Origin of the sequence: Pseudomonas peli (genome assembly GCF_050563605.1) — a bacterium.
Lineage (GTDB): Bacteria > Pseudomonadota > Gammaproteobacteria > Pseudomonadales > Pseudomonadaceae > Aquipseudomonas > Aquipseudomonas peli_A.
Genome location: NZ_JBNXUH010000016.1, coordinates 52,145 through 75,590, shown reverse-complemented (window position 1 = coordinate 75,590; position 23,446 = coordinate 52,145). Strand labels below are relative to the sequence as shown.

General features: G+C 61.8%; 22 protein-coding genes. 12 read left to right on the top strand and 10 right to left on the bottom strand.

Annotated features, from left to right (window positions below; all coding sequences use genetic code 11):
- The first annotated feature begins 2 nt into the window (after window positions 1-2).
- Window positions 3-587: a Fe-S biogenesis protein NfuA gene (nfuA, locus tag ACQ4LH_RS17170; protein WP_304866329.1), complete on the top strand. Its 585-nt coding sequence runs from the start codon at window positions 3-5 to the stop codon at window positions 585-587.
- 102 nt (window positions 588-689) lie between these two features.
- Here the strand turns inward: nfuA and ACQ4LH_RS17165 are convergent, their stop codons facing one another.
- The 3 genes from ACQ4LH_RS17165 to ACQ4LH_RS17155 form a co-directional block, all read right to left on the bottom strand.
- A complete protein-coding gene (locus ACQ4LH_RS17165) occupies window positions 690-1,721 on the bottom strand; it encodes an RNA methyltransferase (protein WP_430698331.1) in 1,032 nt (343 codons plus the stop codon).
- An 80-nt stretch (window positions 1,722-1,801) separates the two neighbouring features.
- Window positions 1,802-2,410, bottom strand: a complete 609-nt coding sequence (locus tag ACQ4LH_RS17160; protein WP_430698330.1) for a hypothetical protein — start codon at window positions 2,408-2,410, stop codon at window positions 1,802-1,804.
- A gap of 16 nt (window positions 2,411-2,426) precedes the next feature.
- A complete protein-coding gene (locus tag ACQ4LH_RS17155) occupies window positions 2,427-2,912 on the bottom strand; it encodes a hypothetical protein (RefSeq protein WP_430698329.1) in 486 nt (161 codons plus the stop codon).
- A gap of 149 nt (window positions 2,913-3,061) precedes the next feature.
- On the opposite strand from ACQ4LH_RS17155, the gene ACQ4LH_RS17150 reads away from it, so the two are divergent.
- Complete coding sequence (locus ACQ4LH_RS17150) at window positions 3,062-3,364, top strand: DUF1883 domain-containing protein (RefSeq protein WP_411185349.1); 303 nt, start codon at window positions 3,062-3,064, stop codon at window positions 3,362-3,364.
- Between the two features lie 40 nt (window positions 3,365-3,404).
- Here ACQ4LH_RS17150 and ACQ4LH_RS17145 read toward each other — a convergent pair whose 3' ends face one another.
- The gene (locus ACQ4LH_RS17145) at window positions 3,405-4,298 is read right to left on the bottom strand and encodes a sterol desaturase family protein (RefSeq protein WP_430698328.1); all 894 of its coding nucleotides are present in this window, start codon (window positions 4,296-4,298) and stop codon (window positions 3,405-3,407) included.
- A 115-nt stretch (window positions 4,299-4,413) separates the two neighbouring features.
- Here ACQ4LH_RS17145 and ACQ4LH_RS17140 point away from each other — a divergent pair, with 115 nt between their 5' ends.
- Window positions 4,414-5,028, top strand: a complete 615-nt coding sequence (locus ACQ4LH_RS17140; RefSeq protein ID WP_430698327.1) for a Crp/Fnr family transcriptional regulator — start codon at window positions 4,414-4,416, stop codon at window positions 5,026-5,028.
- Window positions 5,029-5,095: 67 nt separating this feature from the next.
- On the opposite strand, the gene metH is transcribed toward ACQ4LH_RS17140, so the two are convergent.
- Window positions 5,096-8,818, bottom strand: coding sequence for a methionine synthase (gene metH, locus ACQ4LH_RS17135; RefSeq protein ID WP_430698362.1), 3,723 nt, complete (start codon window positions 8,816-8,818; stop codon window positions 5,096-5,098).
- A 162-nt stretch (window positions 8,819-8,980) separates the two neighbouring features.
- Here metH and ACQ4LH_RS17130 point away from each other — a divergent pair, with 162 nt between their 5' ends.
- A complete protein-coding gene (locus ACQ4LH_RS17130; protein WP_430698326.1) occupies window positions 8,981-11,260 on the top strand; it encodes a fatty acid cis/trans isomerase in 2,280 nt (759 codons plus the stop codon).
- Window positions 11,261-11,446: 186 nt separating this feature from the next.
- Here ACQ4LH_RS17130 and ACQ4LH_RS17125 read toward each other — a convergent pair whose 3' ends face one another.
- Window positions 11,447-13,012: a methyl-accepting chemotaxis protein gene (locus ACQ4LH_RS17125; RefSeq protein WP_430698325.1), complete on the bottom strand. Its 1,566-nt coding sequence runs from the start codon at window positions 13,010-13,012 to the stop codon at window positions 11,447-11,449.
- 262 nt (window positions 13,013-13,274) lie between these two features.
- Between ACQ4LH_RS17125 and rlmM the strand changes: the two genes are divergently transcribed.
- Window positions 13,275-14,330, top strand: coding sequence for a 23S rRNA (cytidine(2498)-2'-O)-methyltransferase RlmM (gene rlmM, locus ACQ4LH_RS17120; RefSeq protein WP_304867830.1), 1,056 nt, complete (start codon window positions 13,275-13,277; stop codon window positions 14,328-14,330).
- Window positions 14,331-14,332: 2 nt separating this feature from the next.
- On the opposite strand, the gene ACQ4LH_RS17115 is transcribed toward rlmM, so the two are convergent.
- Window positions 14,333-15,874 carry a CocE/NonD family hydrolase gene (locus tag ACQ4LH_RS17115; protein ID WP_430698324.1) on the bottom strand — a complete coding sequence of 514 codons (1,542 nt, stop codon included), beginning with the start codon at window positions 15,872-15,874 and terminating at the stop codon, window positions 14,333-14,335.
- A gap of 199 nt (window positions 15,875-16,073) precedes the next feature.
- Between ACQ4LH_RS17115 and tusA the strand changes: the two genes are divergently transcribed.
- Both tusA and ACQ4LH_RS17105 read left to right on the top strand, forming a co-directional pair.
- A complete protein-coding gene (tusA, locus tag ACQ4LH_RS17110) occupies window positions 16,074-16,325 on the top strand; it encodes a sulfurtransferase TusA (RefSeq protein WP_090253220.1) in 252 nt (83 codons plus the stop codon).
- Entirely contained in the window at window positions 16,325-16,780 is a 456-nt protein-coding gene (locus ACQ4LH_RS17105; RefSeq protein ID WP_430698323.1) for a gamma-glutamylcyclotransferase family protein, read from the top strand. Before tusA ends, ACQ4LH_RS17105 begins: the two co-directional genes overlap by 1 nt.
- Here ACQ4LH_RS17105 and ACQ4LH_RS17100 read toward each other — a convergent pair.
- Window positions 16,738-17,820, bottom strand: a complete 1,083-nt coding sequence (locus ACQ4LH_RS17100) for a DUF3080 family protein (RefSeq protein WP_430698322.1) — start codon at window positions 17,818-17,820, stop codon at window positions 16,738-16,740. The two genes, ACQ4LH_RS17105 and ACQ4LH_RS17100, sit on opposite strands and share 43 nt — an antisense overlap.
- Window positions 17,820-19,199 carry an MATE family efflux transporter gene (locus tag ACQ4LH_RS17095; protein ID WP_430698321.1) on the bottom strand — a complete coding sequence of 460 codons (1,380 nt, stop codon included), beginning with the start codon at window positions 19,197-19,199 and terminating at the stop codon, window positions 17,820-17,822. The genes ACQ4LH_RS17100 and ACQ4LH_RS17095 overlap by 1 nt, the downstream gene beginning before the upstream one ends.
- Before the next feature lie 169 nt (window positions 19,200-19,368).
- Here ACQ4LH_RS17095 and pdxB point away from each other — a divergent pair, with 169 nt between their 5' ends.
- Window positions 19,369-20,517 carry a 4-phosphoerythronate dehydrogenase PdxB gene (pdxB, locus tag ACQ4LH_RS17090; RefSeq protein ID WP_430698320.1) on the top strand — a complete coding sequence of 383 codons (1,149 nt, stop codon included), beginning with the start codon at window positions 19,369-19,371 and terminating at the stop codon, window positions 20,515-20,517.
- A 33-nt stretch (window positions 20,518-20,550) separates the two neighbouring features.
- On the opposite strand, the gene ACQ4LH_RS17085 is transcribed toward pdxB, so the two are convergent.
- A complete protein-coding gene (locus tag ACQ4LH_RS17085; RefSeq protein ID WP_430698319.1) occupies window positions 20,551-20,724 on the bottom strand; it encodes a PA1571 family protein in 174 nt (57 codons plus the stop codon).
- A gap of 152 nt (window positions 20,725-20,876) precedes the next feature.
- Here ACQ4LH_RS17085 and ACQ4LH_RS17080 point away from each other — a divergent pair, with 152 nt between their 5' ends.
- From ACQ4LH_RS17080 to ACQ4LH_RS17065, 4 genes are read left to right on the top strand one after another with little or no spacing between them, the layout of a single operon-like run.
- A complete protein-coding gene (locus ACQ4LH_RS17080; RefSeq protein ID WP_430698318.1) occupies window positions 20,877-21,992 on the top strand; it encodes an ATP-NAD kinase family protein in 1,116 nt (371 codons plus the stop codon).
- Between the two features lie 24 nt (window positions 21,993-22,016).
- Window positions 22,017-22,592, top strand: coding sequence for a DUF1287 domain-containing protein (locus ACQ4LH_RS17075; RefSeq protein ID WP_430698317.1), 576 nt, complete (start codon window positions 22,017-22,019; stop codon window positions 22,590-22,592).
- 23 nt (window positions 22,593-22,615) lie between these two features.
- Window positions 22,616-23,050 carry a thiol-disulfide oxidoreductase DCC family protein gene (locus ACQ4LH_RS17070; protein WP_430698316.1) on the top strand — a complete coding sequence of 145 codons (435 nt, stop codon included), beginning with the start codon at window positions 22,616-22,618 and terminating at the stop codon, window positions 23,048-23,050.
- A complete protein-coding gene (locus ACQ4LH_RS17065) occupies window positions 23,043-23,432 on the top strand; it encodes a DoxX-like family protein (protein ID WP_430698315.1) in 390 nt (129 codons plus the stop codon). Before ACQ4LH_RS17070 ends, ACQ4LH_RS17065 begins: the two co-directional genes overlap by 8 nt.
- Window positions 23,433-23,446: the final 14 nt, after the last annotated feature.

The window sequence follows — 23,446 nt, the reverse complement described above, 5'->3', positions numbered from 1 at the left end:
CCATGAGCACCATTACCATTACCGACGCTGCCCACGATTATCTGGCTGACCTGCTGAGCAAGCAGAGCACCCCGGGCATCGGCATCCGCGTATTTATCACCCAGCCGGGCACCCAGTACGCCGAAACCTGCATTGCCTACTGCAAGCCAGGCGAGCAGAAGGCCGAAGACACCGCACTGGGCCTGGCCAGCTTCACCGCCTGGATCGATGCTGTCAGCGAGCCGTTTCTGGAAGACGCCGTGGTCGACTACGCCACCGACCGCATGGGCGGCCAGCTGACCATCAAGGCGCCGAACGCCAAAGTGCCGATGGTCAATGAAGACAGCCCGATCAACGAGCGCATCAGCTACTACCTGCAGACTGAGATCAACCCTGGCCTGGCCAGCCACGGCGGCGAAGTCAGCCTGATCGACGTGGTCGACGACGGCATCGCCGTATTGAAGTTCGGCGGCGGCTGCCAGGGCTGCGGCCAGGTTGACCTGACGCTCAAGGAAGGCATCGAGAAAACCCTGCTTGAGCGCATTCCCGAGCTTAAAGGCGTGCGTGATGTGACTGACCACACCAACAAGGAAAACGCCTACTACTAAGTAGATGGCTAAACAAAAATGCCCGCGATCTGCGGGCATTTTTTATGGCGCTTACTTTGTGTGGGTGGGGCTTTAGCCGCGACGCCAACAGTGCAGTCATCACTATGCGCGGCTTTTGCGCCGATCCAGCACCTCGGTCGCCCGTGCGCGCAGTTGCCCGCAGCCGCCATCAATGTCCTGGCCCGCCGAGTTGCGCACCTTGGTCAGCACGCCGCGGCTGTGCAGGTAACGCACGATCTGTACGATGCGGTCGCCATCAGGGCGCTGGAATTCATCGGCTTCCAGGCTGTTGTAGGGGATCAGGTTCATGATCGCGTACTTGCCCTTGAGCAGGCGCAGGATGCCGTCCATTTCTTCCTGGCTGTCGTTGATGCCCTTGAGCAGCGTCCACTGATACTGGATCGGGTAATCGATCTGCCGCGCGTAGGTTTCGCCCAGCTCGACCAGCTCTTCAGGATCGATGCGTGGCGCGCGCGGCAGCAGCGTCTGGCGCAGTTCGGCATCGGTTGTATGCAGCGACAGGGCCAGGGCCGGCTTGATCTGCTGCTGTGGCAAACGCTCGAACACCCGCGGATCGCCGACGGTGGAGAACACCAGGTTGCGCTGGCCTATACCGCCCTCGGTGCCGAGCAGGTTGATCGCTTCGAGCACGTTATCGAGGTTATGCGCCGGCTCGCCCATGCCCATGAAGACTACTTTCTTCACCGCTCGGAAGCGCCGCGCCAGGGCTACCTGGGCAACGATCTCAGCGGTGCTCAGCTGACGCAGCAGGCCGCTCTTGCCGGTCATGCAGAACACACAGCCCACCGCGCAACCAACCTGACTGGACACACAGAGACCATCGCGCGGCAGCAGCACGCTTTCCACCATCTGCTTGTCGGCCAGCTCCACCAGCAAGCGCGCCGAGCCATCGCTGGCCGGGTGCTCGGAACTCAGGCGGGCCAGCGCATCGAGCTCGCTGCTTATCTCGGGCAGGGCATTACGTACTGCCAGCGGCAGAAAATTCTCGGTCTTCTGATTACGCGTGCCGGTATCCAGCGGCATGCCACGCAGCCAGGCACGGGTAATCCGACCGATGTGCATGGGCTTGGCACCGAGATCGGTGAGGCGTTGGTGAAAGTCGTGAATATGCATGGGGCGCGCATGCTACCACTGTGCGCTTGGGCGGCGAAGCGTGACCGGCTCGGCGGACCTGAGTCCGCGAGCGGTGTGGCTTACTGGGCTTGTACGCGCAGAGCGAGCGCCGAACTCAGGCGAATGACCACCTGGCGATTGAGGTGTTCGGTTTTGAGCTGCACGTCTGGTCGGACTTGTACCGTCTTGCGGGTGCCGTCAGTGAACTCAAGGGTGGCGGTTTGCAGGGTGGTATCGATGGCCTTGACCACTGCGGTGATCTCGACGCTATCGGCAACCAGCATGCCTGGCTTAGTACCAGCAGGCGCTGTGGCGACCACGGCAGCGGCGCTGTCTGCACTGGACTCGCCTGGCTCACGCAAATACACCACTTGTTCTAAAACAACGGTGGCATTGACCTTGTCGCCGACTTTCAACTGCGGGAAGTTGATCATTTCCGGGCTGGCGGTGAAGCTGCGCTGATGGCCCTGCGCATCCTCCAGGGTGACGCTGCTGGTGGCGTAGTTGATAGCGCTGACCACGGCGTTGATCTCTTCGACTTGAGTGGCCACGCCACCCGGTACGCCTTTCTGAGTGACCTGGCCGGTGCGGGCTTCGCTCGTCAGCGCTTCGTTCTGCCCCTGGCTGCTGCAGGCGCTGAGTAGTGACGCGCTGAGCAGTAGAAGTCCCAAATCTTTGATGGTGAGCATGCAGGTTCTCCTCAGGCTATTGCGGCTTGGTGTGGCGAATTTCGTAGACGGCGTCTTCGCTGCGCATCGGCGTCAGGCGGATGTTATAGCGGGGCCCGGGTTGGCCCAGGACCATTTCATCCAGCTGGTACTGCACATTCAGCTTCAGGTAGGTAATTTGTGCCGGTTTAAGAGTGAGTGATTGCTCTATATCGCGGGGTTCCCACTTGGCTGCTGGGCTCAGCCCGGTTATGCGTACGCTGTGCTTGCCTGGTGCTAGCTCTACATGCCGATGGCTGTTGAATTTCAGCGTGCCAATGCTCTGGCCGTCGATAAATACTTCCGGGTAGTCGTAGCGCAGCGGTTGCATCAGTCCTGGGTTGCTGGCTTCCGGGCGATACAGGTAGAGCACCGCCTGCTGCGGGCTTGACGGCTGCACAGCCTCGAAGTGACTGGGTGTACTGCAACCGCTAATAAATAGAGGGATAAGCAGAGGGAGAAGCAGCAAGAGCCGACGGGGCATGGGAGCATCCTTGTCCGGGCGTGATTGATAATGAGGAGATTACCGGCTTAGCTACCGCCGGTCGGCTAAGGTTAGCATGGCGATCCATCAGCGTGCCGACGTGCGCCTGTGCTATGGTCGCGCCCCGGAAAAATGTGTGGGGACACAGCATGAAATTCATACACCAGCGTGAACACCTCAACGAAGACGACGTGGTCGTCATCGAGTGCTCGCAGACCTGCAATATCCGCCTGATGAGCGATGCGAACTTCCGCAGCTTCAAGAATGGCGGCCGACACACCTACCACGGCGGCGCGTTCGATACCTTTCCGGCGAAGATCACCGTACCTAGCAGCGGTTTCTGGAATATCACCATCGACACGGTGAGCCGCAAGGCCATCAGCGTTACGCGCAAGCCGACGCTCAAGCATTCGATCAAGATCATCCGCAAGTCGACTTCGCGCCTGAGCTGAAGCCTTGGTGGGACGCTTAAGCGTCGCTGTCCCCGTCCTTCTACCGCTGCGCAGCCCGCTCTGCATGAGCAGGACTCTTGGCCGGACGCGAACGTCCGAACGGGTAGCTGAGCAGGCCGCGAATATCGTGCTCATCAGGCTGCTGGGCGCTGGCCTTTACACCCAGCGCGACAGGCTCGCCGCCGCGCCAGCGAAAGGTGCCGAACAGTTGGTCCCAGAGCGGTAGCGCGGTGCCGAAATTTTGCGCCTCGGCGATATTCACGCTGTGATGCCAGCGGTGCAGTTCGGCACTGCCAATCAGATAGTTCAACCAGCCCAGGGTGCCGCGGCTGTTGGCGTGAGTAGCGAACGACTGGGTCTGCGAGAATAGCGCCGCCAGGGCGATGGCCATGGGCTCGAAGCCCAGCAACCAGAGCGGCAGCATATGCACCGACTTGCGCAGCAGCAGGTCCAGAGGGTGTGTGGTGAAGTTGTTGCTGACGTTCAGGGCGCTGGGGCGGTGATGCACGAAATGCACGCGCCACAACCAGCCACCACGATGCTTGTAGCGATGCAGCCAGTAGTCGCCAAACTCCCCCAGCAGCGCCGCCGCGGGTACCGCTAGCCACAGTGGCAGCCCCGTGGCGAGACCCTGGGCGTCGGCGTTAAATAGCATCACGAGGCTGCGTATCAACGTATCGGCCAGGGCATCGGTGGCTAACAGCGCCAGCATAAATAGCCCATCACGCTTGCGGTCGGCGGGCCGGGCTTGCCAGTCCGTGCGGTGCGGCCAGCGCCATTCCCACAGGGCGAACCAGAGCAGCACCAGAAGCAGGCCGCCGCCCAGCAGCACGAAGCTGCTCCAGTCCGCGTAAAGCCCCAGCGTTGCCCAGGTCGCGATCAGTAGCAGGGCGCCGAGGTGGGCCCAGTTCAGGCCGCTGTGTCGCGGTTTCATGTCGGTATTTAAGGGGGCGGATTGTTTGGGCGGGTGCATGTGAGGTGTCATCCAGAACGAGGTGGTGCTAGCTTCATGCCTGCGCCACCGGCTGCGCATTAACCTCGGTTTATCAATGTCCTCAGATTCCCTCTATGACTGCCTGGCCTGTGCGCCGCAGTTGCTCGGCATGCTCGAGCAGTACCCGCAACTCAGCGAACTCTGGCAGAGCCTGCCGCGCCAGAGTTATGGGGCCAATCAGACGGTGCTACGGCCGGGGCAACTCAGTGACCGCTGCTGGTTCGTGGTCAGCGGCCTGCTGCGTGTGGTGCACCTGTCCGAACAGGGGCTGGAGCGCAATGCGGCTTTCCATGAAGAGGGCAGTTGGGTCGGTTGGGGCACACCGCCCTACGCCGTCACCAGTGCGGTGGGCATCGTGACTCTGGAGCCGACCGTGCTGCTGGAGTTGCGCTATGAGGTGCTGCGCCGTTGGCAGGCTGAACTGCCGGTGGTACAGGAAATTCTCAGCGACGGCATTCGTGCGGTGTTGGAGCGCAGTACCCAGCGGGAAGCCGAGCTGCTGTTGTTGGATGCGGGGGAACGCTACCGCTTGTTCCTGCAGCAGCGCGCCGCCCTGGCGCCGCGTATTGCGCTGCAGCATGTGGCCAGTTACCTGGGCATCACCAATGTGGCGCTGTCACGCATCCGTTCGCGTATGGGCCTGGTGCAGGGGCGCAGCAAGCCACAGTAGCACTGCCGAGCACTCGTAAAAACACGAGGCTCGGCAGTCATTGGGCTTTATTCGCGGTTTGGGCTGCTTAGTTGTCGTAGCCCAGGTTCGGCGCCAGCCAGCGTTCGCTGACGTTCAGGTCCTGCTTTTTGCGCGCGGTGTAGCTTTCCACCTGGTCTTTGTCGATCTTGCCGACGGCGAAGTACTGCGCCTGTGGGTGGGCGAAGTACCAGCCGGACACCGCTGCCGCCGGGAACATGGCGTAGTGTTCGGTGAGGAACACGCCGCTGGCGCCGGCCTTGTTAAATTCGGCCGCTGGGTCGAGCAGGGTGAACAGGGTCTTCTTCTCGGTGTGGTCAGGGCAGGCAGGGTAGCCGGGAGCGGGGCGGATGCCTTTGTAGGCTTCCTTGATCAGCTCGTCATTGCTCAGTGCTTCTTCTGGATCGTAACCCCAGTAGTTGGTGCGCACTTCGCGGTGCAGCCATTCGGCGCAGGCTTCGGCCAGGCGGTCGGCCAGGGCTTTGACCATGATCGAGTTGTAGTCGTCGCCGGCGTCCTGATAGGCCTTGGCCACTTCTTCGGCGCCGATACCGGCGGTGGTGATAAAACCGCCGACGTAATCGGTAATACCGCTGTCTTTCGGCGCAACAAAGTCGGCCAGGGAGTAGTTCGGCTTGCCGTCCGGTTTGATGGTCTGCTGGCGCAGGTGGTGCAGGGTGGCCAGGGGCTTGCCGTCGTCGCCGTAGACGTCCAGATCGTCGTCCTGCACCTGGTTGGCCGGCCAGAAACCGAACACGGCGCGGGCGCTGATCAGCTTCTCGTCGATCAGCTTGTTCAGCATTTCCTGGGCGTCGGCATACAGCGCCGTGGCGGCTTCACCGACCACTTCATCGGTGAGGATGCGCGGGAACTTGCCGGCCAGGTCCCAGGAGATAAAGAACGGCGTCCAGTCGATATATTCGGCCAGCACCTTGAGGTCGATATTTTCCAGCACCTTCACGCCAGTAAAGCTCGGCACGGTGGGCTGATACGTCGCCCAGTCGAACTTGGGTTTGTTTTCCACCGATTTGGCGTAGCTCAGGCGTTCGGTGCGGGCGCTGCGGTTGGCAGTACGTTCGCGCACTTCGATGTAGTCGAGGCGGGTGCGCTCGACAAAGTCGGCTTTCAACTCTTTGGACAGCAGCTGAGTGGCCACGCCGACCGCGCGCGAGGCGTCGGTGACGTAGACCACCGCATCGTTCTGGTACTTGGGCTCGATCTTCACCGCGGTGTGGGCTTTGGAGGTGGTCGCGCCACCGATCATCAGCGGCAGGCTAAAGCCCTGGCGCTGCATTTCGCGGGCGACATGCACCATCTCGTCCAGCGACGGGGTGATCAGGCCGGACAGGCCGATGATGTCGCACTTCTCGGCAATCGCCGTTTGCAGGATTTTCTCCGCTGGCACCATCACGCCCAGATCGACGATGTCGTAGCCGTTACAGCCGAGCACCACGCCGACGATATTCTTGCCGATATCGTGCACGTCACCCTTGACCGTAGCCATGAGGATCTTGCCCTTGGCTTCAGGCTTGTCGCCTTTTTCCAGCTCGATAAAAGGGATCAGGTGACCGACCGCCTGCTTCATTACGCGGGCGGATTTCACCACCTGCGGCAGGAACATCTTGCCGGCGCCGAACAGGTCGCCGACCACGTTCATCCCAGCCATCAGCGGGCCTTCGATGACTTCGATGGGGCGCGCGCACTGCTGGCGGCATTCCTCGGTGTCTTCGATGATATGGCTGGTGATGCCCTTGACCAGCGCATGCTTGAGGCGGTCGACCACGCTCCAGGTACGCCATTCTTCGGTTTCGACTTCCTTGACGCTGCCGTCGCCCTTGTAGTTGTCGGCAATCGCCAGCAGCGCTTCGGTGGCGCCTTCGTGGCGGTTAAGCACCACGTCTTCCACCGCATCACGCAGCTCTTTGGGAATCTCGTCGTAGATTTCCAGCTGGCCGGCGTTGACGATGCCCATGGTCAGGCCGTTCTGGATCGCGTAGTACAAGAACACCGAGTGGATGGCTTCACGCACCGGGTTGTTACCACGGAAGGAGAACGACACGTTCGACACGCCGCCGCTCGACAGGGCGTGGGGCAGGTGGTCGCGGATATAGGCGCAGGCCTCGATAAAGTCGACCGCGTAGTTGTTGTGTTCCTCGATGCCGGTGGCCACGGCGAAGATGTTCGGGTCGAAGATGATATCTTCCGGCGGGAAGCCCACTTCGTTGACCAGAATGTCGTAGCTACGCTGGCAGATCTCGCGCTTGCGCGCGGCGGTGTCGGCCTGGCCGGCTTCGTCGAAAGCCATCACCACCACGGCGGCGCCGTAGCGCTTGCACAGCTTGGCGTGGTGCTTGAACTGCTCAACGCCTTCCTTCATCGAAATCGAGTTGACGATGCCCTTGCCCTGGATGCACTTGAGGCCGGCTTCGATCACTTCCCATTTGGAGGAGTCGATCATGATCGGCACGCGCGAGATATCCGGCTCGCCGGCAATCAGATTCAAGAAGGTGACCATGGCCTTCTGTGAATCGAGCATGCCCTCGTCCATGTTGATATCAATCACCTGGGCGCCGGCTTCCACCTGCTGCAGGGCGACTTCGAGGGCTTCGGTGTAGTTGTCCTCACGGATCAGCCGGGCGAACTTGGCCGAGCCGGTGATATTGGTGCGCTCGCCGACGTTGATAAACAGCGAGTTGCGGTCGATGGTGAAGGGCTCAAGACCCGACAGGCGGCAGGCTTTGGGGATATCCGGAATCACGCGCGGCGGGTATTTGCTCACCGCTTCGGCAATCGCCTGGATATGCGCGGGCGTGGTGCCGCAGCAGCCGCCGACGATGTTCAAAAAGCCCGAGGCGGCGAACTCTTCAACCACCACGGCCATTTCCGACGGAGTCTCATCGTATTCACCGAAGGCGTTCGGCAGGCCGGCGTTGGGGTGCGCGGAGACGTTGGTTTCCGCCTTGGCGGCCAGCTCTTCCAGGTACGGGCGCAGGTCCTTGGCACCGAGGGCGCAGTTCAGACCCACGGAGATCGGGTTGGCGTGGCGCACGGAGTTCCAGAAGGCTTCGGTGGTCTGCCCGGACAGGGTGCGGCCGGAGGCGTCGGTGATGGTGCCGGAGATCATAATTGGCAGCTCGAAACCTTGCTGCTCAAAGACTTCCTGCACTGCGAAGATCGCCGCCTTGGCGTTGAGGGTGTCGAAGATGGTTTCGATCAGGATCATGTCCGCGCCGCCTTCGATCAGGCCGCGGGTGGCTTCCACGTAGTTTTCCACCAGCTCGTCGAAGGTGACGTTGCGGTAGCCGGGGTTGTTCACGTCCGGGGAGATCGAGCAGGTACGACTCGTAGGACCGAGCACGCCAGCCACGAAACGCGGGCGATCCGGAGTTTCAAGTGTCTTGGCATCGGCCACGCTACGGGCCAGGCGCGCGCCTTCGACGTTCAGCTCATACACCAGGCTTTCCATGCCGTAGTCGGCCTGGGACACCTGGGTGGCGTTGAAGGTGTTGGTTTCGAGGATGTCCGCGCCGGCATCCAGGTAGGCCTTCTCGATGGCGCCGATCACATCAGGACGGCTCAAGATCAGCAGGTCGTTGTTGCCCTTGACGTCGCTTGGCCAGTCGGCGAAGCGCGCGCCTCGGTAGTCCTCTTCCTCCAGCTTGTAGCTCTGGATCATGGTGCCCATGCCGCCGTCGAGGATCAGGATACGTTCCTTCAGGGCTTGCTGAAGTGCGTTAAGGCGGGCGCTGCGATCGGACAGAGACATGGAGATAACTACCTGGGACGCGTGAAAAAAAGATGCGCGATGATAACAAAGCTGCACGCTTTTGCAGTGGGCTGCGCTTTTACATGAATCTGGCTCATGTTTGCGGATTGGCTTTGGCCAGCCGGCGCCAGCTAGAATCGGCGCTTAAGCCATTTTAGAGACGTTTCCATGTTCTGCCGCTTACTGCTTGGCGTGTGTTTAATGTTCATCGGCTCACTACAGGCGGCTGAACCCATCTCCTACAGCCGCGATATCCAACCGATTTTTACCAAGAACTGCGTGGCCTGCCATGCCTGTTACGACGCCGCTTGCCAGCTCAACCTGGGCAGCGGTGAAGGCGTGCAGCGCGGTGCCAGCAAGGCCACGGTGTACAACGGCACGCGCACCCAGGCGCAGGCCACCACGCGCTTGTTTGTTGATGCCCATGGCGCAGCAGCCTGGCAGCGCAAGGGCTTTACCTCCGTGCTGGACTCGCAGGGCAGCCAGGCCGCGCTGATGGCGCGCATGCTCGAGTTGGGCCACCAGCAGCCGTTGGCCGCCAACAGCAAATTGCCGGCGACGCTTGATATCAGCATCGACCGGGTCAACCAATGCCCATTGCCGCAGGAGTTCGACGAGTTTGCCCGGAAGAATCCACAAGCCGGCATGCCGTTCGCGGTGACTGGCTTGAGCGAGGCCGACTACCAGACGCTGCAGGCTTGGCTGGAGCAGGGCGCGCCGGTCGATCAGCAAGCGCTGCAGGCCAGCACAGCCGAGGCGCAGCAGATCGCCACCTGGGAAGCCTTTATGAACGCCCCCGGCGCTCGCGAGTCGCTGGTTTCACGCTGGCTCTACGAGCATCTGTTTCTCGCCCATCTGCATTTTGCTGACGGCGAGCCAGGGCATTTCTTCCAGATGGTGCGTTCGCGTACGCCCAGCGGTGAGCCGGTGGATATCATCGCCACGCGCCTGCCCAATGAAGACCCGGGTAGCGAGTTCTATTACCGCCTGATACCGGTGCAGGGCGTGATCGTGCACAAGACCCATATCACTTATGGGCTGAGCGCGGCCAAGCTGGCGCGGGTTAAACAGCTGTTTTTTGCCAGCGATTGGCAGGCGGACGCCGTGCCGGGATATAGCCTGCTGCGCCGCGCCAACCCGTTCGAGACCTTTGCCGCGATTCCGGCGCAGGCGCGTTACCAATTTATGCTGGATAACGCTGAATACTTCGTGCGCACCTTTATTCGCGGCCCGGTGTGCCGTGGGCAGATTGCCACGGATGTGATTCGCGATAACTTCTGGGCGGTGTTCCAGGACCCGCAGCACGATCTCTATATCACCGATCCCGAGTACCGCGAGCAGGCCAAGGATTTACTGGCCATGCCTGGTCAGCTGGACAGCATCGGCGATCTGCTCGGTCTGTGGCGCACCTACCGCGACAAGCGCAATGAGTACGAAGCGCTGCGCATGCAACGCTATGCCGATGCGCCCGCGCCGAGCTGGTCGCATATCTGGGCCGGTAACGACAATGCGCTGCTGTCGATCTTCCGCCAGCACGACAGTGCCTCGGTGCGCAAAGGCTTGATTGGCGAGGTGCCGCAAACCCTCTGGTGGCTGGACTTCCCGCTGCTGGAGCGTACCTATTACCAACTGGTGGTGAATTTCGATGTGTTCGGCAACGTGTCGCACCAGGCGCAAACGCGGCTGTACTTCGATTTGATCCGTAACGGCGCTGAGGTCAATTTTCTTCGGCTGATGCCAGCCGAGTCGCGCCAGGGCTATCTGAGCGACTGGTACCAGAGCAGTGGCAAGCTGAAGATCTGGCTCGATTACCAGGCAATCGATAGCAAAAGCCCGAGCGCCCTGCGCCTGCCCGGCAACGACCCCAAACGCAGCTTTGTCGAGACTCTGCTGGAACGCTACGGCAGCCTGAATGCACGACCCGATCCGATCAACCGCTGTACGGGCGCGCATTGCCATCGCCCGGGGCTGGACGCCGAGTTGCAGCGCGCCGAACAGTCGCTGAGTCGCCTGACGGCAAAACCTGCGGGCACGCTCAAGGTGATCGAGCAACTGCCGGAGGCAACCTTGCTACGGCTGGAAATGGCCGATGGTCAGCGCGAGGTGTACAGCCTGCTGCGCAACCGCGCGCACAGTAACGTGGCCTTTATGCTCGGCGAAGAACTGCGCTACCAGCCGGCGCTGGATACCCTGACGGTGTATCCGGGGGTGCTCAGCAGCTACCCGAACTTTATCTTCAATGTGCAGGTGGAGCAGGCGGCGGAGTTTGTCTCTGCGCTGGAGCAGGCGCGTGACGCAGCGGCCTTTGAGAAAGTTGTCGAGCGCTGGGGCATTCGCCGTACGCATCCAGAGTTCTGGCGCTATTTCCACGATATGTCGGCGTATATCCAGCAAACCGAACCGCTGGAAGCCGGTGTGCTGGATATGAATCGCTACGAGAATCTGTAACAGCGGGGAGGGCCGCGCACTGCAGGGCAGTGCGCCTTTGCGGCCTAGAACCTGTTCACGATCTTGCGAGCTAGAGTCCTGCAAGGCAAAAACAGGCGAGGAAGCGGAGTGTACTTTTGTACATGAGCATTCCAAGCCGGTTTTTAACGCCGCAGGGCCGACGCGCAGCAGATCGCGAGCAGGTTCTTAGCGGTTGAAGCGTTCCACCAGGGCATACTGACCATTGGCGGTCGCCGTCAGGGCCTCGCTGAGGCGGGCGGTGTCATGCGCTTCGCCAGCGGTCTTGTCGGCCAGTTGGGCGATGGTGGTGATGCTGCGGTTGACCTCATCGGCCACTGCGCTCTGCTCCTCGGCTGCTGCGGCGATCTGGTTGGCCATATCGGCGATATTGGCCACTGCGTCGCTGATGCCGGCCAATGCTTCGTCGGCCTGCTGCACGCGCTCAACCCCTTCATCAGCCTGTTTACGGCCGATTTCCATAGTTAGCACTGCTTCTTCGGCGGTGCGCTGCAGCTTGGCGATCAGCTGGTGAATCTGCCCGGTGGATTCGGCGGTACGCTGCGCAAGTGAGCGCACTTCATCGGCCACCACGGCAAAACCACGGCCCATTTCACCGGCGCGTGCGGCTTCGATGGCGGCGTTGAGGGCGAGCAGGTTGGTCTGGTCGGCGATGCCTTTGATCACATCGACTACGCCGCCGATTTCATTGCTGTCCTGTGCCAGGCGGGTCACCGTTTCACCGGTATCACCCACCGATTGCGATAGGCGCTGAATGGCCTGGCGGGTTTCTGCAGCAATGCCACGGCCGGCGCTGGTCAGGCGGTTGGCATCCTGAGTGGCGATGGCAGTACGGGCGACGTTGCTCGCCACTTCCAACGTTGTGGCGGCCATTTCGTTGATTGCGGTGGCAACCTGATCGGTTTCGCTGCGCTGGCGTTCAAGCCCGGCGGAGCTGCTGTGTGCCAGGGAATCGGCCTGTTTGGCTTGCTGAGTGAGCTGCTCGGCGGTGTCCTGCAGGCGTGTCAGGCAGGTTTTCAGGCGCGCTTCCTGGCTGAGGATGGACATTTCCAGACGGGCTTGAGCGCCGCGGCTGTCGGTGTACATCTGCGCGATCAGCGGGTCGGAAGTGGTCTGGTCGGCCAGGCGCAGCAGGCGCTTGAGGCCGCGTTGTTGCCAGTTCAGCCCGGCCAGGCCCAGCGGCACCGACAACCCGGCAGCGATGGCAAAGCCCCAGCTGGAGTCGAGCCACACGCCGATCAGGAAGCCGACCTGGCTGACCAGGATAAACGGCAGCCAGTCCTGCAAGATCGGCATCCAGCGATCACTGCTGGGGATCGCCGATTTGCCGCTGTTGATGCGCTGGTACAGCGCCTCGGCGCGGCGTATCTGCTCGGCAGTCGGCTTGACCCGTACCGATTCATAGCCGACTACCTGGTTATTTTCCGTCACTGGCGTGACGTAGGCGTTGACCCAGTAGTGGTCGCCAGTCTTGCAGCGGTTCTTGACGATGCCCATCCACGGCCGGCCCTTCTTCAGGGTGTCCCACATATGTTGGAACACCGCTGCCGGTACGTCCGGGTGGCGCACCAGGTTATGTGGCGCACGAAGCAACTCATCGCGGCTAAAGCCGCTGATCTCGACAAAGGCGTCATTGCAGTAGGTGATCTGGCCTTTGACGTCGGTGGTGGAGATCAGTCGTTGCTGCGCGGGGAAGGTGCGCTCGCGCTGAGTAATAGGTTGGTTATTGCGCATGGCGTTCTTTATTCCTTTAAACGTTACCGGTACTTCGGCCGTTGCTGGCGGAAGTTTAGCCCGTGAATTCAGGTGTGACCGATAAGGAGGCAGGTTGTGGCCGAGTACCGCGCTGTTCTGCTGGTGCGGCCGATGATCGGTTGGCAGGCTCTAGAGCCCTGCGCAGAGGCGTCAGTCTAACCTGCAGATCAGGAAAAGGCCGATGCAAAGCAAGCACAGGCGGGTGACTCGGCTATGATGCGCGCCTTGAGGAGAGTCGCTGATGAATACGTTGTTGTTGCACTGCCGTCCCGGTTTTGAAAACGAGGTGTGTGCGGAAATCGCCGAGCACGCCGCGCGTCTGGATGTTGCCGGTTATGCCAAGGCCAAGCCGAGTACCGCCTGCGCGGAATTTATCTGCACCGAGGACGATGGTGCCGAGCGCCTGATGCGTGGGGTGCGCTTCAATCAGCTGATCTTCCCGCGGCAGTGGGCGCGCGGGGTATTTATCAACCTGCCGGAGCTGGACCGCATCAGCGTTCTGCTCGGCCATCTAGCGGATTTTCCGGTATTCGGCAGCCTGTGGCTGGAAGTGTTGGATACCAACGATGGCAAGGAGCTGTCTAATTTCTGCAAGAAGTTTGAGGCGCCGCTGCGCAACGCCCTGACCAAGGCCGGCAAGCTGGTCGAGGATGCGCATAAGCCGCGTCTGCTGCTGACCTTCAAAAGTGGTCGCGAGGTGTTTGTCGGCATGGCCGAGGCGAATAACTCGGCGATCTGGCCTATGGGCATTCCCCGTTTGAAGTTCCCCCGTGAAGCGCCAAGTCGCTCGACCCTCAAGCTGGAGGAGGCCTGGCACACCTTTATCCCCCGCGAGCAATGGGATGAGCGTTTGTCTGATGAAATGACCGGGGTCGACCTCGGCGCCGCGCCGGGCGGCTGGACCTATCAACTGGTCAAACGCGGCATGCTGGTGACCGCCATCGACAATGGGCCGATGGCTGAAAGCCTTATGGACACTGGCCTGGTCACCCACCTGATGGTCGACGGCTTCACCTGGAAGCCCAAGCAGCCGGTGGACTGGATGGTCTGCGATATCGTCGAAAAACCCGCCCGCAGCGCCGCCTTGCTGGAAACCTGGATCGGCGAAGGCCATTGCCGTGAGGCGGTGGTCAACCTCAAATTGCCGATGAAGCAGCGCTATGCCGAGGTGCGCCGGCTGTTGCAGCGCCTGGAAGACGGCTTTGCCGAGCGCAAGATCAAGGTCTCGATCGCCTGCAAACAGCTCTATCACGACCGCGAGGAAGTGACCTGCCACCTGCGCCGGTTAAGCAAATAGTTTCAATGCCGGGCGAGTTGCGGCTGTAACGGCAGCAACTGCGGCACCTCAATCGTCCCCTGCAGGGTGCTGCTGGAGAGCTGCCAGGAACTATTGAGCAGGTATTGGCTGCTAAAGCCGCTGATACGCAGGCCCAGCACATCACCAGGCTGCAGTTGCGCGCTGACGGCCGCCAGTTCGGTACTGGCCTGGCCCTTGAGCGGGGTGACCTGCTCACTCAGCACTTCACTGCTGCCATCGGCGCGCCGAACCACTAGGGCGGCAAACAGCGTCGGCAACTGTGCGGTGTTATCCAGATGCACACGGGGCACGCCGATCAGGGCGCTGCTCGCCTGTACCTGTTGCAGTGGGATAAAGCGCGACGGCTGCAGCAGCCCGCTGCTAAGCGGTCGAATCGCCGTAGCAGGCAGCTCAATCCGCTGATTGGTCGGCAGTTGCTGCAAGGCTACGCCCTGATCCAGATCGAGACTGACGCAGAAATCGGGAATGCTCGCCGCCACGCCCTTGCGGCCGCGCAGCTTGTCTTCATACCAACTGATGATGCTCTGGTAGAGGTTGATCGCTCTGCCGTCGCAATGCAGCACCGCCTCATTATTGAACGGCGGCAGGCCGCTCCAGCGTTGCATGGGCGGTGGCAGGATATGCCCGCCCTGCATGCCGAGCAGGCGCACGTCGCGCTCACCCTGTTGCAGGCAATCACGAATCGCCAGGCCCTGGTTGAGCGGGAACAGGGTGTCGCGCATGCCCTGAATCAGCAGGGCATCGGCCTGCGGGCGCTGGCCGCGTGCGCAGTAGCTGGTCAGGCTGTGGGCCTTGAGTTCGGCGCGCACCGACTCGCGCATACGACCGTCAGCGCTTTTCAGGTAGGGCGCCTGAACGAACTTGCCCAAGTCATAACCGGTAGACAGGCCGAGGCTGAGCAGCACGCCGGTCCAGCCGACTTTCATATGGCTGTCCGGGGCCAGGGCTTCGCTCAGGTCATACCAGGTGGCAATCGGCACAATGGCATCGATACGCGGGTCTGTTGCCGAAGCCAGCAGCTGCACCGCGCCGCCGTAGCTTTCGCCGAGCATGCCGACCTTGGGATCGTTCGGTGCGTCCATGCTCAGGCGTGGCAGGTTGGCGGCGGCCCAGTCGATAATTGCCAGGGCATCCTGCACTTCATATTCGGGGTCCATCATTTCGATGTCGCCTTCGCTGCCGCCCCAGCCGCGCTGGTCATAGCTGATCACCCAATAACCGGCTTGCCAGGCTTTTACCGCCGCGCGGCCGGACATCATCTGGGTGCCGTAAAAACCGTTCGGTCGGGTTACGCGCCAGCCGCCCCAGCCGTGGGTATGCACGATCACCGGTGCCTGTTCGCCGACCTTGAGCGCGGGCTGGAACACCGTGGCCGATAGGCGTGTGCCGTCGCGACCATAGATAACGGCATCGAAGTATCTGGCAGGCAGGTCCTGCTGCACGCTGGCGCTGAAATCCGGTAATTGATCGCGGGCGGCGCAGCCGCTGAGCAGCAGGGAGGCGAGTAGCAGGGCAAGGCGCATAGATGGCTCTTATTGGAATGGTTGGCGCTGCGCAGCCTGCCTGATTGAGCCGCCGTCGGCTGCCCATCCAAGGTTGTGTTGATCTGCATGCCGGGCTAGTGAACTTCCGTTTAGCCGAGCGGCGGATTTACTGCGACATGCTAGATGACCTCAGGGTCAGCTTTGCGCCAGAATAGCGGCCTGCAATTGGAGCCCGCTGATGTCTTTGCAAACCACCGCCATTCCCGATGCCACCCTCGACGCCACCGGGCTCAACTGCCCGGAACCGGTGATGATGCTGCACAACAAGGTGCGCGACCTGCAGGCCGGTGGCCTGCTCAAGGTGATTGCCACCGACCCCTCGACCCGTCGCGACATCCCCAAGTTCTGCGTGTTTCTTGGCCATGAGCTGGTGGAGCAGGCGGAAGAGGGCGCGACTTATCTGTACTTAATCCGCAAGAAGCTTGATTAATGAATTGGTACTTCGCCTACGGCTCGAATATGAATCCGGCGCGCATGCAAGCTCGCGGCTTGACGGTGCTGGAGGCGCTGCCTGGGCATTTGCCGGGTTACAGCCTGTGCTTTAACAAGCGGGCAGCGGATCGGGCGCCCGGGCGGGCCTACGCCAATATTCGGCACCAGCGCGAGGGGCGGGTGGAAGGCGTGCTCTATCGTCTGCAGGACGCTGGCGAGATATCCAAGCTGGATCACTTTGAAGGCACGCCGATCTTTTACAGCCGCGAGTGCCTGCCGATTGTCGCGGCTCATGGTGTGCAGCCGGCCTGGGTGTATATCGCCAACCCGGCTTTTCGCGAAGAGGGTCTGCTGCCTAGCTCCGACTACTTGGCCCATCTGTTGGCGGGTCAGGCGTTGTTGTCCGAAGCCTACTGGTCGGCGCTGGCGGCGTTGCCGTTCCATCCCGACTGACCGGGCGCCAGGCCGCAGCTATTAAGCAGCTCCTGCCAGCTGCGCACATGCCGCGCGGTGGCCTGCTGAAAGTCCGCCCATAACGACGCCTCTTGGCCGCTCAGGCGCTGCAAATACTGCTGAGTGGCCGGCGGTATCTGCGCCACGCGGCTGAGGCTGCGCAGGCTATTACTCCAGGTTTGCCCGCGTTGATCTACCTGCGCCAGATAGGGCTGCAGGCTACCGGCGTAATACTTGACGAAGATGTTCTGCACAATGCGCCCACGTTCTGTGGCCTTGCCCGTGGGGCAGAGCGGCCGCTGCTGTTGCCGACTGTTCAGCATCTCGCTGCCTTGATTGAGGCTGTGGGTCAGGCTGGCGAGGCTGCTGATCAACTGGCCGCCTTGGGCGCTGGCATGCAGGGTGAAAAACAGCGGATCAAGCTGCTCGGCACTCGGCGGCAGCCTGGCGGGCAGGGCGCTGCCGATAGCGGCCAGCTGCGCCAGAGCATCTAGCGCCGCGTTATCCTCGCCTGCATTTGGCGCCAGGGGCTGCTCGGCAAAGCGCAGGTAGCGTTCGACCTCCGGGCTGGCATTCAGAGCATTCCAGAATACGCCGGGCAGTTGCGCACGTTTTTCCTGCGCCAGTTGTTCAAGGGTGTTGCGCAGGGGTTGCTGGTCCTGATTGCGCAGGTGTTCGCTGCAGGCATCCAGGGCGCGCAGCAGATCACCTTCGTAAGCCAGGCGGCTGCTGGGTGTCAGCTGTTTGCCGAGGCTGTTGTTGCGCTGGCTGATCTGCTGTTGCAGGGCGGGGCAACGGCGCACATCGACCAGCAGGTCCAGCAGGCTGATGCGCAGTTCGGCAATCTCGATCAAGCGTTTGCGGCGGGCTGGTAGGCGGTAGCGGGTCAGTTCGCTGGGGGCGAAGGCGGTTGCCGGTTCGACATCCAGGGCGTTACTCAAGCGTTGCAGGTAATCGGCCTGCAACGCCAGGCCATCATCGGCGGGCGTGCAGGCGCACAGGCAAAGTGCAGCGAGTAGAAGCAGCAGACGGGCGTTCATCAGGCCATCTTAGCGGCTCGAATCCGTTTGCGCGCGCTGCCGGCCAGGCGCACGGCGAGCATGCCACCGGCGCAGGTCAGGCCGACCACCAGGCCTTGCCAGAGCCCGCTGGGACCGCTGGGTTCGCCGAACCAGTCGGTCAGACCGAGCACATAACCCACCGGCAGGCCGATGCCCCAATAGGCAAACAGGGTCAGGATCATGGTTACGCGGGTGTCCTGATAGCCGCGCAGCGCGCCGGCAGCCGTTACCTGAATGGCATCGGAGAACTGGAACAGCGCCGAATACACCAGCAGCGTGGTGGCCACCGCAATTACTGCGCGGTCCGGGGTATAGATCTGCGCAATCTCTTCGCGCAACAGCAGCATCAGGCTGGCCGATAGGCAGGCGTAACCCAATGCCGCCGCCATGCTCACCCCGGCAGCAAAGCGCGCTTCACGCGGCTCGCCACGGCCCAGCGCCTGACCGACGCGCACGGTGGCAGCCATGCCTAGGGAGTAGGGGATCATAAACACCATGGAGCTGAAGTTCAGGGCGATCTGGTGCCCGGCCACCACAGTGGCGCCCAGGCCGCCAATTAGTAGAGCGATCACCGCGAAGATGCTCGATTCGGCAAACACCGCGATACCAATCGGCAGACCGACCGAGAGCAGGCGCTTGAGCACCGGCCACTGCGGCCATTCGAAGTGGTTGAAGATTTTGCTCGGCTGATAGAACGGCGCCCATTTCACCCACCAGAGCATGCTCAGGAACATAAAACCCATCACCAGGCCGGTGGCCCAACCACAGCCAACGCCGCCCATGGCCGGTAGGCCGAGCTTGCCGTAGATAAAGATGTAATTGAGCGGGATATTCAGCGCCAGGCCGCACAGGCCGATGACCATGCTCGGCCGGGTATGCCCCAGGCCGTCGCTGAAGCAACGCAGCACGTGGTACAGGGCTACGGCTGGAAAACCGCAGGCCACGGCACGCAAGTAACCCATGGCGGGCTCGATCAGCGCCGGGTCGACGTTCATCAGGCTGAGGACGATTTCTGCGTTCCACAAAATCACCGCCGCCGCGATGCCCACCGCCAGGGCCAACCACAGTGCCTGACGCACCAGTGGGCCGATCTCGGTATGCGCACCTGCGCCGAAGCGCTGGGCGACCTTGGGCGTGGTGGCCAGTAGAATGCCGGTCATCAGCAAAAACACCGGCACCCAGATCGAGTTGCCCAGCGCCACCGCGGCCAGATCCTGCGGGCTGACCCGGCCGGCCATCACGGTATCGACGAAGCCCATGGCGGTGTTGGCCAACTGGGCAATGATGATCGGCGTTGCGAGCTTCAGCAGGCTGTAGAACTCGGTGCTGGCGCGTTGCAAGCGGGTTTGGGCAAGCATTGTGGGTGTGTCCGGCAGTGTGTCAGGAAACCGCGCAGTCTACGCCCTGACGGCTTGGTCAGGAAACCTTGTTGCACAGTGTTTCAGCGCGACGGGCGCATTGCGCTACTCAGCGTAGCCAAGCGGTGCAGGCAGGTTAGAATGCCGGCCTGATTTGCGGAGCATCGCCATGCGCATCGTTGCTGATGAAAATATCCCCCTGCTTGACGAATTCTTTGCCGGTTTTGGCGAAGTTCGCCGCCTGCCCGGCCGCAGCATCGATGCGGTTGCGGTCGCCGATGCTGACCTGTTGCTGGTGCGCTCGGTTAGCCAGGTTAGCCGCGCGCTGCTAGACGGCTCGACAGTCAAGTTTGTCGGCACCTGCACCATCGGCACTGATCACCTGGACCTCGACTATTTCCAACAGGCCGGCATCGCCTGGGCCAGCGCGCCGGGCTGTAACGCCCGTGGCGTGGTCGACTATGTGCTGGGTAGCCTGCTGGTATTGGCCGAGCAGCAGGGCGTCGATCTGACTACGCGCACCTACGGGGTGATCGGAGCAGGCCAGGTAGGCAGCCGTCTGCTTAAGGTGCTGCGCGGCCTGGGCTGGCGTGTGCTGGTCTGCGATCCGCCGCGTCAGGCCGCCGAGGGCGGTGATTTCGTTAGTCTGCAGCAGGTGCTGGAGCAGTGCGATGTGATCAGCCTGCATACGCCGCTTGAACGCATCGGCGAGCATGCCACTCATCATCTATTCGATGCGGCGCGCCTGACTGCACTCAAGCCGGGCAGCTGGTTGATCAACGCCAGCCGCGGCGCGGTGGTGGATAACCAGGTATTGCGCGAATTGCTGACGCAGCGCAGCGATCTGCAGGTGGTGCTGGATGTCTGGGAAGGTGAGCCGCAGGCGGATGTTGAACTGGCCGCATTGTGCCGCATCGCCACGCCGCATATTGCCGGCTACAGCCTCGACGGCAAGCTGCGCGGCACGGCGCAGATCTATCAGGCGCTGTGTCAGCACCTGGGTGTTGCGCCCAGCGTTGAACTGGAGCAGCTGATGCCGTCCGCCTGGCTGAGTGAGCTGACTATCGATGCTAGCGCTGATCCGGCCTGGGCCCTGGCCAGTATCTGCCGCGCGGTGTATGACCCGCGCCGCGATGATGCGGATTTTCGCCGTAGCCTGCAGGGCGATGCCGCAACCCGGCGTGCGGCTTTTGATGGCCTACGCAAACACTACCCAATGCGCCGGGAAGTCGACGGGTTGGAAGTCTGCGTAAAGGGTGATGCGCCGGCGTTGGCCAGCCTGGTGCAGGCGTTGGGTGCGAGGTTGAATCAGCTGTAGCGAAGGGCAGCGAATGCTGCCCTGATGGGACGCTTAACGTTTAGCGGCTTGTTGCTGGGCTTTTTCCAGTGCGTTGCAGGCTTGCTGGATCATCTCTTCGGTGATCGGGATTTCGCGGCCCTGGGCGTCGATGACAAAGCCACCAATCGGCATTGTTGTGGCTTTTTGCGAATTCTGTTGTTGGCTGTGCATGGCGTGTCTCCTCATCGGTTAGCGCGATTTTATGAGTGTTAGATGAAGGCGCTATGACAACTGCGACGGCAAAAAACCGCCGCAAGACACAGGGCAAGTCAACCGTTGCAGGCACTGTGCCAGGGCCTGCGGGTATTGAGCAGGCAGGTATTGAATTAGAGGGTGTTATGGGTTTTTTCCATATTGGCTTGATCATCAACCCATTGGCCGGGCTGGGCGGCCCGGCTGGGTTCAAGGGCAGTGACGGCATGGCCGAGCAGGCCTTGGCTTTGGGCGTTGAGGCCAAGTCGGCGCTGCGTACGCAAACTGCCCTTGAGGTGCTGTTGCTGCTACGCGAGCGCCTGGAATTCGTCACCTTTCCCGGCGCCATGGGCGCCGATCTGCTGAGCGAGATGGGCTTTGCCCATCGCGTGGTCGGTGAACTGGGCGCCGGCCCCAGCAGTGCGGCCGATACCCGCCAGGCCGTTGAACGGCTGCAGGATGCCGGCGTGGCGCTGATTCTGTTCGCCGGTGGCGATGGTACGGCGCGGGATATCTGCGCGGCGGTGCGCGAAGGTCAACCCGTACTGGGGATTCCGGCCGGGGTGAAGATTCAGTCCGGCGTTTACGCCATCAGCCCGCGCGCAGCCGGCGAGCTGACCGCGCGGCTGATCGAAGGCGGCCTGGTGCGCCTGAGCAGTGGCGAAGTGCGTGATATTGATGAAAGCGCCCTGCGCGAGGGGCGCGTAACCGCGCGCTGGTATGGCGAGCTGACGGTGCCGCAGGAGGGTGGCTATGTGCAGCAGGTCAAGCAGGGTGGCGTGGAGTCCGAAGAGCTAGTGCTAGGTGACCTGGCCGACTGGTTGCAGGACAGCTGGGAAGCCGATGTGCGCTATGTGTTTGGCCCCGGTTCGACCCTGCATGGTTTGGCGCAGAACCTCGGCTTGCAGACCACCTTGCTCGGCGTCGATGTAATCGAAAACGGCCAGTTGCTGGCCTGCGATGTAACCGAAGCGCAGCTATTCGAGCTGATTGATGGCCATCCGGCGCGGCTGTTGGTCACCGCCATTGGCGGGCAGGGCCATATCATCGGCCGCGGCAATCAGCAGATCAGCCCACGGGTGCTGCGCGCCATCGGCCTGGAAAACCTGCGGGTGGTCGCCACCAAGCGCAAGCTTGGCACGCTTGAAGGCCGGCCGCTGCTTGTGGACAGCGGCGATACGGCGCTGGACGATGCCTTTCCCGATGTTGTGCGCGTGTGGGCTGGTTATAAGGAAGAGCTGCTCTATCCCGTGGGTAAGTAGCAGCTGAACTATTAAGGAGATGTTATGCGGGTGATTCTACTGTTCGCGCTGAGTATTCTGCTGAGCCCCCAGGCCTGGGCGCTGCAGGCTGATGCCCTGGTCGCAGCTGCCCGCGAGCAGGTCGGCGTGACTTTGAGTTATGACCCCGCCTATCGTCGCCTGAGTTACCCCAATGGTGATGTGCCGCTGACTACCGGCGTGTGTACCGATGTGGTGATTCGCGCGTTGCGCCAGCAGGGTCTCGATTTGCAGCAGGCGGTGCATCAGGACATGCGTGCGAATTTTCGCCTGTATCCAAAGAACTGGGGGCTAAGCCGGCCCGACAGCAATATTGATCATCGCCGCGTGCCGAACTTAATGACCTGGTTCAAGCGCCAGGGCTGGGCGCTGCCGCTTGGCCAGGATGCCGAGCGCTATCGCCCCGGCGATATCGTCACCTGGGATCTGGGTGGTGGGCTGACCCATATCGGTATTATCAGCGATCTCCAGGCCGGCAGTGGCGTACCTCTGGTGCTGCACAATATCGGCCGCGGCACCCAGGAAGAGGACATTCTCTTTAGCTTTAAAATTACCGGTCATTACCGTATTCCCGCCGCCTGAGGGCTGCACAGAAGGAGTTGGTTATGCAGGAGCAAATACCTCCACCCTTTATTCAGCCCGGCGAGCGCGTGGTGCTGTTTGATGGGGTGTGCAAGCTGTGCAACGGTTGGGCGAAGTTTCTGATTCGCCATGACGCTGAGCAGCGCTTTCGTCTGGCTTCGGTGCAATCGGCCGAGGGTCAGGCGCTGTTGGACTGGGGCGGCTTGCCCACCGAGCGCTTCGATACCATGGCGTTGATCGAGAACGGCCAAATGCTGCTGCGTTCGGATGCGGTGCTGCGCATCGTCGCGCAATTGCCTAATCGATGGCGTTTGCTGGCCTGGCTGCGGGTCATTCCACGGCCTGTGCGTGACTGGTGCTATGACCGTATTGCGCTCAATCGCTATCGGCTATTCGGTCGTTACGACAGTTGCCTCATACCAAACGCCGACCATGCCCGGCGCTTCTTGCATGACTGATCCCCGTCTACAGCAGATTGCCTGGGTCGCGCGTATCGCCTTGGCGCTGGTGTTTATCTGGCACGGTCTGGTGCCGAAGATCCTCTGGTTAAGCCCGGATGAGCTGGCGATGATTCAGGCCCATAACCTGCCAGCCCCCGAGTGGGTGGCCCGTATCGCTGGTCTGGCGGAAATCATCCTGGGTTTGTTGCTGCTTTGGCGGCGTCAGCGCTGGCCATTGTTGCTGGCGGGTGTGCTGTTGATTGGGCTGCTGCTTGATGTGGCGCTATTCAGTCCCCATCTACTGCTGCAGGCGTTCAATCCGCTGTCCACCAATCTCGCCGCTTTGGCGCTGTGTTGGGTGGCTTGGCGGGCGGAAACGCCGCAATCGCCTCCTCATTAACGGGCGTCAGCGCC

What these genes read in the sequence shown, in the direction of transcription:
- nfuA (WP_304866329.1), top strand. Translation starts at nt 3, where the DNA reads ATGAGCACCATTACCATTACCGACGCTGCCCACGATTATCTGGCTGAC.
- ACQ4LH_RS17165 (WP_430698331.1), bottom strand. Translation starts at nt 1,721, where the DNA reads ATGCATATTCACGACTTTCACCAACGCCTCACCGATCTCGGTGCCAAG.
- ACQ4LH_RS17160 (WP_430698330.1), bottom strand. Translation starts at nt 2,410, where the DNA reads ATGCTCACCATCAAAGATTTGGGACTTCTACTGCTCAGCGCGTCACTA.
- ACQ4LH_RS17155 (WP_430698329.1), bottom strand. Translation starts at nt 2,912, where the DNA reads ATGCCCCGTCGGCTCTTGCTGCTTCTCCCTCTGCTTATCCCTCTATTT.
- ACQ4LH_RS17150 (WP_411185349.1), top strand. Translation starts at nt 3,062, where the DNA reads ATGAAATTCATACACCAGCGTGAACACCTCAACGAAGACGACGTGGTC.
- ACQ4LH_RS17145 (WP_430698328.1), bottom strand. Translation starts at nt 4,298, where the DNA reads ATGAAACCGCGACACAGCGGCCTGAACTGGGCCCACCTCGGCGCCCTG.
- ACQ4LH_RS17140 (WP_430698327.1), top strand. Translation starts at nt 4,414, where the DNA reads ATGTCCTCAGATTCCCTCTATGACTGCCTGGCCTGTGCGCCGCAGTTG.
- ACQ4LH_RS17130 (WP_430698326.1), top strand. Translation starts at nt 8,981, where the DNA reads ATGTTCTGCCGCTTACTGCTTGGCGTGTGTTTAATGTTCATCGGCTCA.
- ACQ4LH_RS17125 (WP_430698325.1), bottom strand. Translation starts at nt 13,012, where the DNA reads ATGCGCAATAACCAACCTATTACTCAGCGCGAGCGCACCTTCCCCGCG.
- rlmM (WP_304867830.1), top strand. Translation starts at nt 13,275, where the DNA reads ATGAATACGTTGTTGTTGCACTGCCGTCCCGGTTTTGAAAACGAGGTG.
- ACQ4LH_RS17115 (WP_430698324.1), bottom strand. Translation starts at nt 15,874, where the DNA reads ATGCGCCTTGCCCTGCTACTCGCCTCCCTGCTGCTCAGCGGCTGCGCC.
- tusA (WP_090253220.1), top strand. Translation starts at nt 16,074, where the DNA reads ATGTCTTTGCAAACCACCGCCATTCCCGATGCCACCCTCGACGCCACC.
- ACQ4LH_RS17105 (WP_430698323.1), top strand. Translation starts at nt 16,325, where the DNA reads ATGAATTGGTACTTCGCCTACGGCTCGAATATGAATCCGGCGCGCATG.
- ACQ4LH_RS17100 (WP_430698322.1), bottom strand. Translation starts at nt 17,820, where the DNA reads ATGAACGCCCGTCTGCTGCTTCTACTCGCTGCACTTTGCCTGTGCGCC.
- ACQ4LH_RS17095 (WP_430698321.1), bottom strand. Translation starts at nt 19,199, where the DNA reads ATGCTTGCCCAAACCCGCTTGCAACGCGCCAGCACCGAGTTCTACAGC.
- pdxB (WP_430698320.1), top strand. Translation starts at nt 19,369, where the DNA reads ATGCGCATCGTTGCTGATGAAAATATCCCCCTGCTTGACGAATTCTTT.
- ACQ4LH_RS17085 (WP_430698319.1), bottom strand. Translation starts at nt 20,724, where the DNA reads ATGAGGAGACACGCCATGCACAGCCAACAACAGAATTCGCAAAAAGCC.
- ACQ4LH_RS17080 (WP_430698318.1), top strand. Translation starts at nt 20,877, where the DNA reads ATGGGTTTTTTCCATATTGGCTTGATCATCAACCCATTGGCCGGGCTG.
- ACQ4LH_RS17075 (WP_430698317.1), top strand. Translation starts at nt 22,017, where the DNA reads ATGCGGGTGATTCTACTGTTCGCGCTGAGTATTCTGCTGAGCCCCCAG.
- ACQ4LH_RS17070 (WP_430698316.1), top strand. Translation starts at nt 22,616, where the DNA reads ATGCAGGAGCAAATACCTCCACCCTTTATTCAGCCCGGCGAGCGCGTG.
- ACQ4LH_RS17065 (WP_430698315.1), top strand. Translation starts at nt 23,043, where the DNA reads ATGACTGATCCCCGTCTACAGCAGATTGCCTGGGTCGCGCGTATCGCC.